At 52.3% G+C, this 15738-nt stretch carries 13 protein-coding genes; 5 read left to right on the forward strand and 8 right to left on the reverse strand.

Going from position 1 to position 15738, the window contains the following annotated elements:
• Positions 1-252, reverse strand: a 252-nt coding sequence (locus CFLAV_RS00005) for a homocysteine S-methyltransferase family protein (protein WP_040546300.1), incomplete at its 3' end; no start/stop codon positions are given.
• Positions 253-580: 328 nt separating this feature from the next.
• Here CFLAV_RS00005 and CFLAV_RS00010 point away from each other — a divergent pair.
• A complete protein-coding gene (locus CFLAV_RS00010) occupies positions 581-2125 on the forward strand; it encodes a helicase HerA-like domain-containing protein (protein WP_007412507.1) in 1545 nt (514 codons plus the stop codon).
• A gap of 96 nt (positions 2126-2221) precedes the next feature.
• On the opposite strand, the gene CFLAV_RS00015 is transcribed toward CFLAV_RS00010, so the two are convergent.
• A complete protein-coding gene (locus CFLAV_RS00015) occupies positions 2222-3022 on the reverse strand; it encodes a dienelactone hydrolase family protein (RefSeq protein WP_007412508.1) in 801 nt (266 codons plus the stop codon).
• A 35-nt stretch (positions 3023-3057) separates the two neighbouring features.
• Entirely contained in the window at positions 3058-3738 is a 681-nt protein-coding gene (locus CFLAV_RS00020; RefSeq protein ID WP_007412509.1) for a dioxygenase family protein, read from the reverse strand.
• 418 nt (positions 3739-4156) lie between these two features.
• Here CFLAV_RS00020 and CFLAV_RS00025 point away from each other — a divergent pair, with 418 nt between their 5' ends.
• Positions 4157-4603: a response regulator gene (locus CFLAV_RS00025; protein ID WP_007412510.1), complete on the forward strand. Its 447-nt coding sequence runs from the start codon at positions 4157-4159 to the stop codon at positions 4601-4603.
• 266 nt (positions 4604-4869) lie between these two features.
• Here CFLAV_RS00025 and CFLAV_RS00030 read toward each other — a convergent pair whose 3' ends face one another.
• Positions 4870-5637: a DUF2971 domain-containing protein gene (locus tag CFLAV_RS00030; protein WP_007412511.1), complete on the reverse strand. Its 768-nt coding sequence runs from the start codon at positions 5635-5637 to the stop codon at positions 4870-4872.
• A 194-nt stretch (positions 5638-5831) separates the two neighbouring features.
• Here CFLAV_RS00030 and ppdK point away from each other — a divergent pair, with 194 nt between their 5' ends.
• Complete coding sequence (gene ppdK, locus CFLAV_RS00035) at positions 5832-8582, forward strand: pyruvate, phosphate dikinase (RefSeq protein WP_007412512.1); 2751 nt, start codon at positions 5832-5834, stop codon at positions 8580-8582.
• Positions 8583-8704: 122 nt separating this feature from the next.
• Here the strand turns inward: ppdK and CFLAV_RS00040 are convergent, their stop codons facing one another.
• On the reverse strand, positions 8705-10393 hold the full coding sequence (locus tag CFLAV_RS00040) for an ABC1 kinase family protein (protein WP_007412513.1): 1689 nt from the start codon (positions 10391-10393) through the stop codon (positions 8705-8707).
• A 240-nt stretch (positions 10394-10633) separates the two neighbouring features.
• On the opposite strand from CFLAV_RS00040, the gene coaD reads away from it, so the two are divergent.
• The gene (gene coaD, locus CFLAV_RS00045; RefSeq protein ID WP_007412514.1) at positions 10634-11152 is read left to right on the forward strand and encodes a pantetheine-phosphate adenylyltransferase; all 519 of its coding nucleotides are present in this window, start codon (positions 10634-10636) and stop codon (positions 11150-11152) included.
• Complete coding sequence (locus CFLAV_RS00050; protein ID WP_007412515.1) at positions 11130-11762, forward strand: HD domain-containing protein; 633 nt, start codon at positions 11130-11132, stop codon at positions 11760-11762. The genes coaD and CFLAV_RS00050 overlap by 23 nt, the downstream gene beginning before the upstream one ends.
• Before the next feature lie 8 nt (positions 11763-11770).
• Here the strand turns inward: CFLAV_RS00050 and CFLAV_RS00055 are convergent, their stop codons facing one another.
• From CFLAV_RS00055 to CFLAV_RS00065, 3 genes are all read right to left on the reverse strand, one after another.
• On the reverse strand, positions 11771-13840 hold the full coding sequence (locus tag CFLAV_RS00055) for an ATP-dependent helicase (RefSeq protein WP_007412516.1): 2070 nt from the start codon (positions 13838-13840) through the stop codon (positions 11771-11773).
• A gap of 286 nt (positions 13841-14126) precedes the next feature.
• Positions 14127-14849, reverse strand: coding sequence for an SDR family oxidoreductase (locus tag CFLAV_RS00060; RefSeq protein ID WP_007412517.1), 723 nt, complete (start codon positions 14847-14849; stop codon positions 14127-14129).
• A gap of 52 nt (positions 14850-14901) precedes the next feature.
• Positions 14902-15585 (reverse strand): class I SAM-dependent methyltransferase, encoded by a 684-nt coding sequence (locus tag CFLAV_RS00065; RefSeq protein WP_007412518.1) that lies wholly within the window; start codon positions 15583-15585, stop codon positions 14902-14904.
• Between the last annotated feature and the right edge of the window lie 153 nt (positions 15586-15738).

A 15738-nucleotide genomic window follows, 5' to 3' on the forward strand; every position in this document is an offset into this window, starting at 1 on the left:
AATGATGTCCGCACCGGCCTCCAGGTACTTCCGATGAATCTCCTGGATAACTTGCGGTCGCGTCACGTTGAGCAAATCGTTGTTACCCTTAAGGTCCTTGTGCCAATTCTGAAAACGATCTCCACGGAAGGCCGCTTCATCCAGCTTGTATTGCTGGATCATCGTCCCCATCGCGCCGTCGATGATGACAATTCGTTCCCGCAACAACGCTTCCAATTGCTCCCAACGCTTCGTTTTGATGTTCTGATTCACAGACAAGAGTGTAACCTCTTTACACTGCGAAGAAAAGCATAAAATCAACCTATCTTGATATGTAGATATGTTCATTTGATCGGGTTGGCTCAAATCCTTTCTTCGCAACTGCCTGACCGAAAGACTGGACAGTGCAGCCAACCGTTAAATTCAACAAGTAACAAGAAAAGTCCCTGGCCGAATCTCTTTAGATTCAGGATTCTCGCCCTTCACTTCTCTTACGCCCGCTTGAATGCGACTTCGTTTGAGCTAGGGTGTATCATGAATCAGCAAGGTGTTTTACCGGTCCAGTGCAACCCGCTTTGCATCCCATGTGACTAGCTCCACTATGAATGCTCCCGAACCCATTCTTGTCGCCCGGGGAGACTCTGAGCTGTATCTGCTCCCGCAAATGGCCAATCGTCACGGTCTCATTGCTGGCGCGACCGGCACCGGCAAAACTGTCACGCTCCAACGCCTGGCTGAAAGCTTTAGTAATCTGGGTGTTCCCGTCTTCATGGCGGATGTGAAAGGGGACCTCTCCGGCATCAGCCAGCCCGGTCAGTCCAACAACAAAATTCAGGATCGTATCCGTCAATTGAAGTTGACGGACTTCTCATTCGCCGGTTGTCCTGTCACGTTTTGGGATGTTTTCGGCACTGCCGGGCATCCATTCCGTGCCACCATCAGTGAACTCGGCCCGCTGCTTCTCAGCCGGCTCCTCATGCTGAATGACACTCAATCCGGTGTTTTAAATCTGGTCTTTCGTATCGCTGATGAAAATGGACTGCTGCTGCTCGATTCCAAGGATCTGCGTGCCATGCTGCATTACATCGGTGAAAATGCCGCCACTTTTACCACTCAATACGGTAACATTTCCAGTGCCAGCATTGGTGCCATCCAACGAAACCTTCTCGCACTGGAAGAGCAAGGTGCGGACAAGTTTTTTGGCGAACCTGCGCTCAACCTCGACGATTTCCTCCAGACCGATTCCCAGGGCCATGGCGTGGTAAACCTTCTCGCCGCCGACAAGTTGATGCAGTCGCCCAAAATTTACGCGACATTTCTGCTCTGGCTATTGTCCGACCTCTTCGAACGGCTTCCGGAAGTAGGAGATCTTCCAAAGCCAAAACTGGTTTTCTTCTTCGATGAAGCGCATCTGCTATTCAATGATATCCCGCCGGTGCTCCTCGAGAAAATTGAGCAGGTCATTCGCTTGATCCGTTCCAAGGGCGTGGGTGTCTTCTTCGTTTCGCAAAATCCGCGCGATATTCCTGACAACATCCTCGGTCAGCTGGGAAACCGCGTCCAGCATGCCTTGCGGGCGTTCACTCCACGCGATCAAAAGGCGGTGAACGCCGCTGCCGAAACCTTCCGTTCCAATCCAAAACTCAACACGGCTGCTGTGCTGACCGAACTGGCCGTTGGCGAAGCCCTCGTTTCATTCCTGGATGAGCAGGGTCAGCCGGCGGTGGTTCAACGCGCCCTCATCTATCCGCCGCGCAGTCAGATTGGTCCGATTCGGCCGGATCAACGCCAGGAGTTGATTCAAAACTCGCTCCTCCATGGACATTATGAGCAAGCTGTGGATCGTGAGTCCGCCTACGAACGTTTGTCGAATGCTCATGCAGCGGCTCCCACACCAGCCCCTCAGCCCAGCAAGGGCTCCGAACCAAAACCTTCCATATTCAAATCGCTGCTCGAAAGCGTGACTGGTGCATCCACATCCACTGAAACCTCACCCGGCACGCCTCGCCGAACCCGCGGGCGACCAGCGGATGATCTGATGACCACTGTGGTGAAGAGCGCTGCCCGCACGATGGGCAGCACTGTCAGCCGCGAGATCGTTCGCGGCCTGATGGGCTCAGTTTTTGGCGGTACTCGCCGGCGCTGATTTTCACCTCGGAGTCGGTGAGGTCATGATGTTAGGATCCTTCGAGGCAATGTTTTCGTAAATACAGCCGGTCGGGGAGCGATATCGTTCAAATGTTCAGGATTTTTTAAGTATCTCCTTTACGCGTTTCCAGGCTTCGTCGCGGGCTTTCTTGTTACCTTCACTGACATCAGGCGCTTCACCCGCTCTCATGAAACCATGACCCGCACCCTCATAAATCACCGGCTCGAACCGCTTGCCCGCTTTCTTCATCAAGGCCTTGGTCGGCTCAACAGTCGAAGTCACCCGTGCATCGTTTCCGCCATAAAATCCGTAAACGGGGCAAGATATGCGCTTGATATCCTTTTCGTCCTCTGGTCCGGTTCCGTAGAATACCATGGCGCCTTTGATCTCCTTATTATTAGTGGCAAACCGAAACGATTGCCCGCCGCCCCAGCAGAATCCCATTACTAAAACCTTGCCATTGCACGACGGAAGTTTGGAGACATAATCCACCGCGGCATTCAGGTCCGCCGTGATTTGATCCGGGGGCAGGGAGAAGATCGCTTTGCGCACGCCATCGCTCCCTCCGAGTTCACTCGTGCCGCCGCCTTTAGGTCCAAGACCGGAAAGCAAGTCAGGAGCGATCGCAATGTAACCCGCCTCCGCCAGTTCATCGGTGACGCTTCGCGCCCAATCGCTCAATCCAAAAATCTCGTGTATCACCACGACTGCTGTGGCCTTCTCTTTCACCTCGGGATAAGTGATGAAGGATTCCACTTCGCGCTTGCCTTGCTTTATCTTTACCCATTCGCCATGTCGCGGCGATTTCTCGAGCTTCGCCTTGGCCCACTCCTGCGCCTGGCTTGTAAATGCCACCACCAACCCTAAACCAATTCCCAATATCAATTTCTTCATTGATTACCCTTTTGATTTGAACTTCCAACTACTACTCATGCTTGCGGCGTAAAACCCATCACGATGTCAAACTTCGCTGCTAATTCTCCCACCTTCGCTCCTTTGATCGGAGTGAATGGAATGATCACCGACTTCCTGGCATCCGCATCCTTGATGCCTCGCAACACCATGTCACTCTCATTCTTCGCTTCGCCTTGAATGTAACATTGCGTCGTAAACTTCTCCTGTTTGGGCAGCTTGACTGCAAAGTGGATGTGTGGTGTCCGACCTGGATAGGCCACCGGTTTGATCGTGCGAAACAAATACTCACCGGTCGAGCCAGTCAGAAATCGTCCGAAACCTTGAAAATTCTTGTCCCGGTCAGCGTGGCTGCTGCTCTCGGTATGAAGGTAAACCCCTTTGCTGTCCACCTGCCAGATTTCCACTGTCGCGTTGCGAATCGGCTCGCCGCGAGCATCCAGAATCCGTCCGCTCAAATACGTAATCTCGCCCAGCGCTGGAGTGATTGAATCATTCACGATGATTAAATCGTTATCAGTATCGAGAGGCAGTTTGTCCGGGTAAAATGGTCCTTCAGTCTGCCGCGGTGTTCGCACCAGTTCAGCGGCAAATGCTCCGGGGACTGTAAACAACACCGCACCCAGCCCCAGTCGCGCCAAAAAATTGCGTCGGTTTTGAGTTTGAAATGAATCAGGGATGGAGAGATCGCTTTTCATAGTAAGCTCGAACTTGTTTCGTGGACTGGTGACCCCAGACTAGTCCTCCGCCAGAGGTTTGTAAAATCGATTTTGCGCGTTTGCTAGCAATTAAACAACCAGGTCCTGGTGTTCCAACGCACCGCCTCAAAGTTCACCTTTGTAGTTCCAGCCGATCCGGGCCGTAAGGACTTTGTCCTAAACCCTGTAGGACAGACGCCTGCAAAGGTTTCATCTTCCCGCCTGCTGACAAGCTCTTTTAACTGACTCAACATCTTCTCCGTCTTATGACGGGATACTAATCACTATGAGTCCACGGAAAAAAAGCAGAAATCGGCGGAAACCCGCCGTTAAACAGCGCCCCGCAACCCGCCGAAAGCGGACCTTGCAGGCTCGTGCATCACAATCCTCTAAAAAGAAGCCCATCGTCGCGCCTCGGATGAAACCGAAGCTTTCAGTGTTGATTGCTGACGATCTGGAGATCGATCGTTGGCTATTGAAGGATGCGTTTCATACCACCGCCTCCGGCTTTCAAGTCGTTGGTGAAGTGGCTGATGGTGAACAGGTAATTAACTATCTGGCTGGCCGCGGTGAGTATTCGGACCGCCAACGTTACCCATTTCCAGACGTTTTGCTGATCGATCTAATGATGCCCCGCAAGAACGGTTTCGAGGTGCTTGAATGGCTTCAGGAACAATCCTTTCCGAAACTCAGGGTTGTGCCCATGGCGGCACATTACGAGATCGCATCTCTTAGTCCCCGCCACCGCGCTCTACGCCTGCGGGTGGAACATTTCTACTCCAAGTCTGTCACGTATGAGGAACGCCTCTGGTCAGTCCAAGCCTTGCAGCAGCAGATGGAAGCGGGCAAGGCAAACTTCCTTTGATGTCTATACCGAATGCCGAGAGAAATTTGCGAATGGCAGGAGGGATTTTGGTTTGAGGCATCATGGCCGAGGCCGCAGGTGCTATCTGAAAGATAACGGCAAGGCCGACAACGCCGCCTCAAATCAAAAGCACCCTCCCAACGAGTGATGAATTTCCTCATCGCCAAGGTCATGACTTTTTCAGTCTCCCCTTTGATCAGGCTTATTGGCTCCTTTCATTCCGGTTCTTTTTTCGGAAATTAATTTTGGCATTCGGTACAGTTTTGTCAGGGAGTAAGTGCATTCTCCGGATGCACTTCTCCTATTTTTACCGTATCGAATCCAAAAGTCTGTGGTATCCGTCGAACTTGGAGTAGGGTGACCGAATATCCACCTTTGACCAGAACGTTTTTGAGCTCCTCCAGTTCCGATTCCTCGAACCGGTATCCCAGGTAAATCTCCTGCAAGGTTTCTTTGGGGAAGGGGACTTTCTGCGGTTCAGGGCCCGGTAAAACCAATCTCCATTCCTCCTGAAAGGCCCAGACCTTGGACTTGCAATAGGCCAGTGGTTCCATTGGCACTTCGGAATATCGGATGGGGCGGGAAGTCTCAAAGAAAGGATGTTTGGCATCAAAACTCAGGCAAATCCCGCGATGATCCTCTCCATAGAGTGCCCACATTAATTCATTGTTCCAGTTCTCCGCTAAACAAAACATCCGCGAATGCTTGTGCTCTTCTTCAACGGCCCCTCTCCATTCCTTGTGGTTGCTGGGGTTAAACTCCTGTCGTAAGTCCGGCATTCCATTCGCGCACTGACGTTCTCCTGCAAATGTCTGAGGCTGCCGGGAAGGGATGGTTGAGCTGGCTCCCGCCAACTCTCTCCTGGGCTGGATGTCCTGCGGATCGTCAAAGTCGTCCGGCAGTGAGAAATAGAGGTAACCGGCTTCCAAAGCTTCCCTAGTGGCCTGCTTTAGCACATAGCCGTTTCCCTCCTGTTTTAGAATCGGTGCCCATGAAGTAAATTTATAGAGTTTGGTTGGAACTCTGTTCGCCATAACATCTAAAATTTCCTCTGAACTGCCCCTCTTTCAAGCGGGGGAAATTCCTTAACTTGGCTCCATTTGCCGATCCCCATCAAAACTCTCAACTCAGCCGTTGACACTTACCTTCCCTTTGTTACCCTCGCCGCCTCAGATTTTCGCGGTTTTTCCCCAGAAAACTGAACGACGGTGTCCGAAAAACACAATTTATGGCTAAAGCAAAATACGTATATATCTTCGGCAATAAGAAAGCCGACGGCGACGGTTCCATGAAAGCCCTCCTGGGCGGCAAGGGAGCCAATCTCGCTGAAATGACCCGTATCGGCCTTCCAGTGCCTCCGGGATTCACCATCACCACTGAAGTCTGCACCTATTACTACGCCAACAAGCGGACTTATCCCAAGGAACTCCAGGCCCAAGTTGAAGCCGGCGTCGCCAACATGGAGAAGATCCTTGGCAAGAAATTCGGCGACCTGAACAAGCCCCTCCTCGTCGCTGTCCGTTCCGGTGCCCGCGATTCCATGCCCGGCATGATGGACACCATTTTGAACCTCGGTCTGAACGACCAGACGGTCATCGCGCTCGAAAAAGCCAGTGGCAACCCTCGCTTTGCCTGGGATTGCTATCGCCGCTTCATCCAGATGTATGGCGACGTCGTCATGGGCGTGCAAAAGCGCCCCGGTGAAGATCACGAACCATTCGAAATCGTCATCGACCAACTGAAGGAAGAGTTGTTCCCCGGCCAACACCACGTTGAAGATACCAAGATTGATGCCGAAGGCTTGAAGGAGTTGGTCAATCGCTTCAAAGCCCTCGTCAAGGACCGCACCGGCAAGGCTTTCCCCAATAATCCCTGGGACCAGTTGAAAGGCGCTGTCGGCGCTGTATTCGGTTCCTGGATGAATGACCGCGCCATGGTTTACCGCCGCAAATACGGCATCCCATCTGAATGGGGAACTGCTGTCAATGTGCAGGCGATGGTATTCGGTAACACCGGTCAGAACTCCGGTTCTGGCGTCGCTTTCACTCGGGACCCTGCTTCCGGCGAAAAAGTGTTCTACGGTGAATTCTTGATGAATGCCCAGGGCGAAGACGTCGTTGCCGGCGTTCGCACTCCTGAACCGGTTGCCCTGCTCAAGAATGAGCAGCCCAAGGCTTTCGCTGAACTCGAGAAAGTCCGCAAGACGCTTGAAAGCCACTTCAAGGACATGCAGGACTTCGAGTTCACCATCGAAGACGGCCAATTGTTCATGCTCCAGACCCGTAACGGCAAGCGCACCGGCCTCGCGGCTGTTCGTATCGCTGTCGAAATGGTCAAGGAAAAGCTTATCACCTGGGAAACCGCCATCACTCGCGTCCCTGCTGAACAACTCGATCAGGTGCTCGCGCCTGTCTTCGACCGCGCCGCTGTCAAGGCCGCCAAGGTAATCGCCAAGGGCTTGCCCGCCGGTCCTGGTGCTGCTTCCGGTCGTATCTATTTCAATGCTGACCGCGCCGTTCTCGCTGCTGAAGCCAAGGAAAAGGTTCTCCTCGTTCGCGTCGAAACCTCTCCGGAAGATCTTCGCGGTATGATCGCCGCTGAAGGCATCCTCACCGCTCGCGGTGGTGTCAGCTCGCACGCTGCGCTCGTTGCTCGTCAAATGGGTAAGGTTTGCGTTTGCGGCGCCAGTGCGCTGCATGTCGACTATGCCAACAAGATTCTCATTGTCGACGGTCAGGAGTTCAAAGAAGGGGATTACCTCTCCATCGACGGAACCCTCGGCGAAGTCTATGCCGGCGAACTCAAGACTGCCGCTTCTGAAATCGTTCAGGTGCTCGTCGAGAAATCGCTGGACGCCAAGGACAGCGCCACCTTCCGTAACTTCAAGCAATTGATGGACTGGTGCGCCAAGGCCACCAAGCTGCTGGTTCGCACCAATGCTGATTCTCCGGACCAGACTGCCAACGCCATCGCGTTCGGCGCTTCCGGCATTGGTCTCTGCCGCACGGAACACATGTTCTTCGAAGGCGATCGCATCGACGCCATGCGCGAAATGATTCTCGCCGAGAACACTGAAGATCGTAAGAAGGCTCTCGCCAAGTTGCTCCCATACCAACGCGAGGATTTCATCGGTATCTTCAAGGAACTCAAAGGCCTCCCGGCCACCATCCGTTTCCTCGATCCGCCCTTGCACGAATTCCTGCCGCACGAAGGCAGCCTGATCCGCGACCTGAGCGAAAAGATCGGTGTCACCCCGGAAAAGATCGCCAAGCGTGTCGCTGAACTCCATGAGTTCAACCCGATGCTCGGTCACCGCGGTTGCCGTCTCGGCATCGCTTATCCTGAGATCAGCGAAATGCAGGCCCGTGCGGTGTTCGAAGCCGCCGTCGAAGTGCAGAAGAAGGGTATCAAGGTCAAGCCCGAGATCATGATCCCGCTCGTCGGCTTCCCGAAGGAACTGCAACTCCAGATCGACGTGGTCAACCGCGTTGCTCAGGAAGTCGCGAAGGAAAAGAAGACCAAGTTGAACTACCTGGTCGGCACCATGATCGAAATTCCTCGCGCCGCACTTGTGGCCGATGATATCGCCAAGGACGCCCAGTTCTTCAGCTTCGGCACCAACGACCTCACTCAGACTACGCTCGGTATGAGCCGTGACGACTCCGGCTCCTTCCTGCCGAAATACGGCGAACTGGAAATCATCAAGAAGAATCCGTTCGCTTCCATCGATCAAACCGGTGTCGGCCGGCTTATGCAAATGGCTGTCGAACTCGGTCGCAAGACCCGCCCTGACATCAAGCTGGGCATCTGCGGTGAGCACGGTGGCGATCCGGATTCCGTCAAATTCTGTCATCGGATTGGCTTGAACTACGTCAGTTGTTCGCCTTTCCGCGTCCCTGTTGCCCGCCTGGCTGCCGCGCAAGCTGCACTCAGTGAGGCGAAAGCCGCCAAAACGGCTCCGAAGAAAAAGAAGAAGTAAACCAGACTCAGATTCACCCTAAACGAAAGGCAGCCGCCCGGAAAGCCGGGCGGCTGTTTTGTTTAATTTATATCGCTTGCTCAGGCTGAACCGTCGACTCTTGGGACGGAAGAGGTGGAGTCCTACTGCTGCAGCCGTCGCTCTTTGCGGGCCTTTTCCTTGCTCTTATGGTCCTGCCAGACGATGCTGCAAACCAGCCACAATCCACCACCGCCCGCGCTCAGGAAGCAAAGGATCGCCAATCCGGGATACCCAAAGATTCTGAACGTGGTCGGCACCTGCATCAGCAGCGCCGCACCCACGATCAGGGCCGCAAGTATTAGACCCGTCGTGATTCGATTTGCCACCTTCTGGAATCCTTCCAGGTAGAGGTGGCTTTCCGGCACCTTTACCTTTAGATTAAACTCTGCGCCTGCCACCGTATCCATGAATTTGTTGAGTCGGGCCGGCAACGCTCCCACAAACTCCCGCATTTCCAGGGCCGACGAGAGTATCTTGCCTTCGCTAAAAGTTTTCTTCATCCGCTGGTTCATCAGCTTGCCCGCATTGCGGCGAATCGATTCGTTCGGATCAAAGGCTGGATCCAGGATCCTCCCGACCTGATCGAGTTGGAGCAGTGTCTTTCCTAAAACCGACAATTCGGTCGGCACGAACAAACCATTCTCGCCGGCATTTCGGCCCAACTCCAGTATCGTTTGTCCCACATCAATTTGTTTAAGCGTGTTATCCAGTTGGTCCGCCACCAATTGACTGATGCGCCGGCGAAAATCCACTTCGTTGAATTCCTCGGAAGTTTCCCCGATCTCGATGGCGATGTCTGCCGCCTCTTCGCTGTGCCCCTCGCTCACAGCAATGAGAAGTTTTAACAATTTATCCTGCAACCTTGGGGCGATATGCCCCACCATCCCCAAATCCAGCAAGGCAATCCGGAAATCATTGGTCAGGAATACGTTGCCCGGGTGTGGATCGGCGTGGAATAGCCCGTCCACCAGCACCTGTTGCAAGTAAGCCTTGAAGAGCTCTTCAGCCAGAACGCAGCCATCAATATCCAGGTGTATCAAAGGGGAAAGCTCAGTGATTTTTTTTCCTTCGATCCGTTCCATGGTCAACACGCGATGTGTCGTGTAATCAGCGATCGGCTGTGGAACCTGAATGCGTTGAAACCTCTTTAAATTCTGTCCGAGGGTTTTCAGGTTGGAAGCCTCGCGCTCGTAATCCAGTTCATTGGTCAAAGTCTTCTGAAATTCCTCCAATACCCTGACCATTTGATACCGCCGTCCCAACTTCGTATGGCGCTCAAAGAAATTGGCAATCTCCTGCAACGCCGCGAAATCCTCCGAAATTTGCTTGCGGATATGTGGACGTTGAACTTTCACCACCACCGGACGACCGTCTCTAAGTTCGGCTCGATGAACCTGGCCCAGCGAAGCCGCGGCAATCGGTTCCGAATCAAATCGTGTAAATGCCTTGGAGATTCTTACCCCCAACTCGCTCTCGACGATTTCTTCCACTTCGGCATAAGAGAAGGGTTTCACTTTATCCTGTAAGCGGCTTAGCGCTTTTAAATGTCGTTCAGGTAATAAGTCCGGACGACCTGCCAGCAATTGTCCAAGCTTCACGAATGTCGGTCCCATCGCCTCTAAATCATTGGGCAATTCCTCCTCAGACGCTGGTTGTGCTGCCTCCACACGTTCCTCGTCCTCCAGAGCATCATCGAGACCGAATTTCGACACCATGCTGGTATTTCCGTACTTAAGCAAAAGCATGGCAATATCTTTGTAACGTTTGAGATAATGTGGCGCGATTTTCATGGCTGGATTCCTTCGGCAGGTTTATTCGAACAATGTGTCGACGTCCTTCGAGCGTGGAATCGCCTCCGAAACTTCAACTCAAGCATATCGAAACCGCGCTTGGCCGACAAAACTGCCATGCTCTGACTATGAACTCCTGTGTAATAAAGTGGCATGGGGTAATTCCCTGCTTCCGTCTTAACCTAAACAGGTTGCAGCATTATTCTTTCTTTGAGGCCAGGCTGCGGATATGCTCCTGTTATGAAGAAGGCAGGAAGGTCGGCAGTTTACGCTGGCAGTTTTGACCCACTGACGGTCGGACATGTTTGGATGATTGAGCAGGGGGCCAGTTTGTTTGACGAACTGGTGGTGGCCATCGGCGACAATCCAGATAAGCAATACGCGTTTACCCTCGAAGACCGTTTGCAAATGCTCCGCAGTTCCACCAAGCAATTTCGTAATATCAAAATTGACTGCTTTTCCAATCAATTCCTGATCTCCTACGCGCAATCGATTGGTGCCCATTTCATCCTGCGCGGGGTGCGTTCTCAAACCGATTATGAATACGAACGCGTCATGCGGAATATCAACGGTGATCTGGATCAACAGATTACCACGATTTTTCTCATGCCACCCCGCGGGATTGCTGAGGTCAGCTCAAGTATGGTTAAAGGTCTTATCGGTCCGGAAGGCTGGGAGAAGATTGTGAAGGATTATGTGCCCAAGGCCGTGTTCGATCGGCTCGTAAAAAACTACCATGGCCAATCCAAGTCAAAGTAGGTGGTCCGAACTTTGGCAACGCCTGGGCGGGCAGGGCGATGGCTCGGTTATTTATGAGGATCTCTTCAAACGCTATCATGAACCTCACCGCGCCTATCATAACTTTGCTCACATCGAGCAATGCCTTCTCGAATTTGGTTCCTTACGATCTCTCGCCTCCAATCCGGATGCCATCGAACTCGCGATCTGGTTTCACGATGCCGTTTATGACACGCACGCTAAAGACAATGAAGAGCTGAGCGCGGAACTGGCCGTTGACGTAATGCAGTCTGCCGCCATCCCCGCTTCCTTAATTCAAACTGTCTCCAACTTGATCCTCGCCACCAAACACGCTGCGATGCCTGCTGACCCTGACGCGGCACTGTTCGTGGATGTGGACCTGTCCATTTTAGGGCAATCGGCAGAGAAGTTTGACGAATACGAGTTCCAAATTCGTCAGGAGTACAACTGGGTGGAGTCGAAAGCTTTCATCGAAGGCCGATCAAGAATTCTTGAAATATTCGTGAAGCGCCCCCGGATTTATTCAACAGAATGTTTCCATCAGAAATACGAGAACCAGGCTCGCGAAAATCTCGCTCGCTCCATAGCCCGGCTGAAAACTGGTGTTTGATGCGGCCTTTAATCCAGTGCCGACCGCATGGCATCGAACAAATTTTTGCCGGTGTTCACGGTGACCGGTTGTTTGGCTTTTTCATCCCCCAATTCCACTAGTTCTTCCGGCAGTTCCTTAAGAAATCCGGAGGGGTGGCACGGCATTACCTGGCCATACTTCTTGCGGCCCGTGCAATAGCTGATCGTGAGCGTCTGCATGGCGCGGGTAATCGCAACGTAAAACAACCGGCGTTCCTCATCTAGGGTTCCCTCAACCTTTGAACGGGAGTGGGGGAGCAAGCCATCCTCCAGACCCACAATGTAAACGTGTGGGAATTCCAAACCTTTGCAACTGTGCATGGTGATCAAAGTGACTGCTTCACCTTGGGCTTCCTTTTCCTCTTTGCGCTCGCTGTCCAGCGTCAATTCTTCAAGGAACGTCTGGAGCCGATCCGCCGGATCATTGGTCAACACCGGTTGATGAGTTCCATCGGGCCCGGCCACGATCGTGTGGTTGTCTTCGTCCAGTATGCCGGTTAAGTCCTTCAGGTTCCGAACGCGGTTATCGGCGGCCTCAGCCGTCTTTTCTGAACGCCGCAATTCCTCCAAATAACCTGTTTCGGTCAAAAACTTTTCAGCCCAGACTTTTAATGACATGCTTTGGCCACTGCTCAGTGGTGCCCGTGTTTCCTCCACAAACTTTACGAATTCTTCAATACTCTCCCGCGTTCTGGTTAGAAAGCTGGTGGTAACCATCGGGTTCTTCATCGCCTCGTAAACCGAACATTTGCGCTCATGACTGGCAGCCAACAGCCGTTCCATGGTGACATCGCTCAGGCCACGTGCTGGCACATTGGCGATGCGCAGCAAGCTGATATCATCATTTGGATTGATGAATAGCTTTAGATAAGCAAGGAAGTCTTTGATTTCACGCCGATCAAAATAACTCTGTCCGCCAATCAGATGATATCGTACCTGGCCTTGGCGCAATGCCGTTTCCAAGGCGCGCGATTGAATGTTGGTGCGGAATAAGATGGCCTGTTGGGACCATGGAATGCGGCTGGCGAGTCGCTTGAATTCGATCTGTTCAACGATTGCTTTCGCCTCCGCCTCATCGCTTTCAAAGGTATGCAGCGTGATTTTGGTTCCCTGACCTTTGTCTGACCAAAGCTGTTTGCCACGTCGGCGCAGGTTATTTTTGATGACCGCGTTTGCGGCCGTAAGAATTACATTTGTGGAGCGATAGTTCTGTTCCAGCTTAACCACCTTCACCTCCGGGAAATGCTTCTCCATATCAAGGAGATTGCTGATTTCCGCTCCGCGCCAGCCATAGATGCTCTGGTCATCATCACCGACCACGCATAGATTACGATGTTCCTTGGTCAAATAATGCACCAAACTGAATTGGGAGGCGTTGGTATCCTGATACTCATCGACCATGATGTAACGAAACCGGTTGCGACATGCTTCCAATGCATCTGGATGCTCTTCAAAAAGACGCAAGGTAAGCAGGATAAGATCGTCAAAGTCCACGGCATTACAGGCGCGCAGGGCCGACTCATAACGAGTCCGGATATGTTCCGCCATCGCTTTGATGCTTTCATCCGCAAACGCCGCAGCCTGGGAACCGCCGTTTTTGTATTTGCTAAGCATGGCCAGAATCGCCGCGGGATCAGTCTTTTCCCCTTTGGCAGAAACCTGGCTGAGAATCTTTTTGATCGCTCCCAGCTGCTCGGTTTGATCATAAATGACGAAATTCTTTTTGTAGCCGAGCTTCTCGATATGCTGTCGCAGGATCCTGACGCAGAGTGAGTGAAAGGTGCAAAGCGTTGGACGCTCAGGCTTTTCATCTCTGGATTTTTTTGATGGCCGCGGAATCAGCTTGTTAACACGCTCCTGCATTTCGCGGGCTGCCTTGTTGGTGAAGGTCACGGCCAGAATGCTGCCTGGTGCCACTCCACGTTCAATCATGTGGGCGATGCGAAAGGTAATCACTCGCGTTTTACCTGTGCCTGCTCCCGCGAGGATTAAAACCGGGCCGCGGATGGTCTCTGCCGCCATCCGCTGCTGCGGATTGAGTGTGCTCAAGTTCAACATCGCCCGCGAAGTGTAGGAGGAGTCTGGCTGAACGCAAGTCGCGGAAAAAATGCATCAGTTTTCGCAGTAATCCGGCGTTGTACTCATCCGCGCAAACACGCAAGAAAAAACTATCTGAAACCAGGGTGCCGGAGGCTCGTTCCTTTGGAGGCTTGGAAATTTTCGTATCTTCGTTTGATATTTACCGATCCCTACCGTCTTGAGATATTTAGGACCAACGTGGTGGGGTGCCGAACTCTCTACAACTTTGCAGGGCATCGCTCTCATGGCGAAAGCGCTCAGCCCTTCAAAGTGCTGCTCCCTTGCGATCGATTACAATTTCCGTTGGCCACGCTGCTGGAGACAACCTCGCCAGGTAAAGCACGGTTTCGGCCACATCTTCCGGTTGCAAATAGTCATGTCCCTTTTTGCCAGTCATGGGGGTTGCCACCATGGCCGGGCAAATCGCTGTTACCTTGATGTTGTCTTGCTTGCCCTCATCCGCCAAAGCTTGCGTCAGGGCTTGCACACCAAACTTCGAGGCACTATAGGCCCCAGTACCGGCCCACGCAAATTTGCCGGCGACGGAACTCAGGTTGATAATCATTCCGCGCGGTTCATTGTTTTTTGATTTGTTCCGTCTCATTTGCTTATAGGCGGCGCGCGCGCACCAGAAAGTTCCGTACAAATTCGTCTTAAGGATACGATCGAAGTCCTTCGTGGAAGTTTTTTCAATCGTATCTCCTCCGCCAACACCGGCACTGTTCACCAAAATGTGGATGGTTCCAAATGCTTTCACTGTTTCGCTAACCAGCCGTTCGCAATCTTCCTCCTTCGCGACATCCGCTTTTATTCCCAGCGTTGAAGTCCCATACTGCTGAATGAGTATCTGCGCAACTTTTTGGTTTTCCGCATGGCGGCGTGCGGTAATGACAATTTTTGCCCCCTCACGTGCCAAAGCGATTGCGATTGCCTTGCCGATCCCACTATTCCCGCCTGTTATAATGGCCACCTTTTCCTTGAATTCCATAATTCATTTGAATGGTGAAATCGACGCTGCCAATCGAGATGTGCTTGCCGCTTTATCTGACCGGTTTGGAGGCTGTGCACTCGAGATGGTAGCCGCGCCACAAAGGTGAGATGCATTTCTGGGATGTGGCAGAGAAACTTTTGAAATGGCTGGCTCTCATAATCCGCAGTAATTCACTCTTGCTTAACCCGCAAAAAGGAACGTTGCCTTCGCGCATATCCAGTGAAATCTGGAGGGTTTTGGGAAGGAATGGATAAATGGTTTTTCTAATTCTCCTCCGAATCCTCCGCGCTCGGGGCAGGGTGAGGATGTCCACTGCATCGAAGAAAAGTTTTCCACCGGGCTTCAGCCAATCATAAAAATTGTTGCAGATTTCCACGGTGACCGGACAGCCATTTCCAAACATTCCCAGCGAATAAATAAAATCAAAAGAACGGGAAGGAAATGACACCAGGTGAGCGTTGGCGCACCGAAGCTGGACATCTTTTATGGTGATGTCTCCCTGCCGTACCGGATTTTCAGCAATGCGGAGCATTTCTTCACAAATATCGATGCCCGTCAAATGCGTTATATTATTTAAACAATGAAAGTAACGACCGGTACCACAACCAAGATCCAAGGCTGAAACAGGCCGTCCAAAACTGGACGTAATTGTGCTGAGAATTTCCTTCAAATGTCGATGGTGGTCAGTGGTGATTTCAATCTCATCGTCACTCCGATATTTCGCAGCGATCATTCGATAGGATGCTGCGATATTCCCTCCTATTTCTTCATGATCCAATACTGTCGGTATGGTTCGATCTGTAAATACTTCGTTTTCGTATGGCACAACTTTTCTCCCGGAGGGTGATCAAGATTAGACAGGCTGCTTACCCTGGCAACCTGTTGT

The sequence above is a fragment of the Pedosphaera parvula Ellin514 genome (assembly GCF_000172555.1).
GTDB lineage: Bacteria > Verrucomicrobiota > Verrucomicrobiia > Limisphaerales > Pedosphaeraceae > Pedosphaera.

Bases quoted from the DNA above. Each gene is read 5' to 3' on its own strand.
- CFLAV_RS00010 (WP_007412507.1), top strand. From the start codon at position 581: ATGAATGCTCCCGAACCCATTCTTGTCGCCCGGGGAGACTCTGAGCTG.
- CFLAV_RS00015 (WP_007412508.1), bottom strand. From the start codon at position 3,022: ATGAAGAAATTGATATTGGGAATTGGTTTAGGGTTGGTGGTGGCATTT.
- CFLAV_RS00020 (WP_007412509.1), bottom strand. From the start codon at position 3,738: ATGAAAAGCGATCTCTCCATCCCTGATTCATTTCAAACTCAAAACCGA.
- CFLAV_RS00025 (WP_007412510.1), top strand. From the start codon at position 4,157: ATGAAACCGAAGCTTTCAGTGTTGATTGCTGACGATCTGGAGATCGAT.
- CFLAV_RS00030 (WP_007412511.1), bottom strand. From the start codon at position 5,637: ATGGCGAACAGAGTTCCAACCAAACTCTATAAATTTACTTCATGGGCA.
- ppdK (WP_007412512.1), top strand. From the start codon at position 5,832: ATGGCTAAAGCAAAATACGTATATATCTTCGGCAATAAGAAAGCCGAC.
- CFLAV_RS00040 (WP_007412513.1), bottom strand. From the start codon at position 10,393: ATGAAAATCGCGCCACATTATCTCAAACGTTACAAAGATATTGCCATG.
- coaD (WP_007412514.1), top strand. From the start codon at position 10,634: ATGAAGAAGGCAGGAAGGTCGGCAGTTTACGCTGGCAGTTTTGACCCA.
- CFLAV_RS00050 (WP_007412515.1), top strand. From the start codon at position 11,130: ATGGCCAATCCAAGTCAAAGTAGGTGGTCCGAACTTTGGCAACGCCTG.
- CFLAV_RS00055 (WP_007412516.1), bottom strand. From the start codon at position 13,840: ATGTTGAACTTGAGCACACTCAATCCGCAGCAGCGGATGGCGGCAGAG.
- CFLAV_RS00060 (WP_007412517.1), bottom strand. From the start codon at position 14,849: ATGGAATTCAAGGAAAAGGTGGCCATTATAACAGGCGGGAATAGTGGG.
- CFLAV_RS00065 (WP_007412518.1), bottom strand. From the start codon at position 15,585: ATGATCGCTGCGAAATATCGGAGTGACGATGAGATTGAAATCACCACT.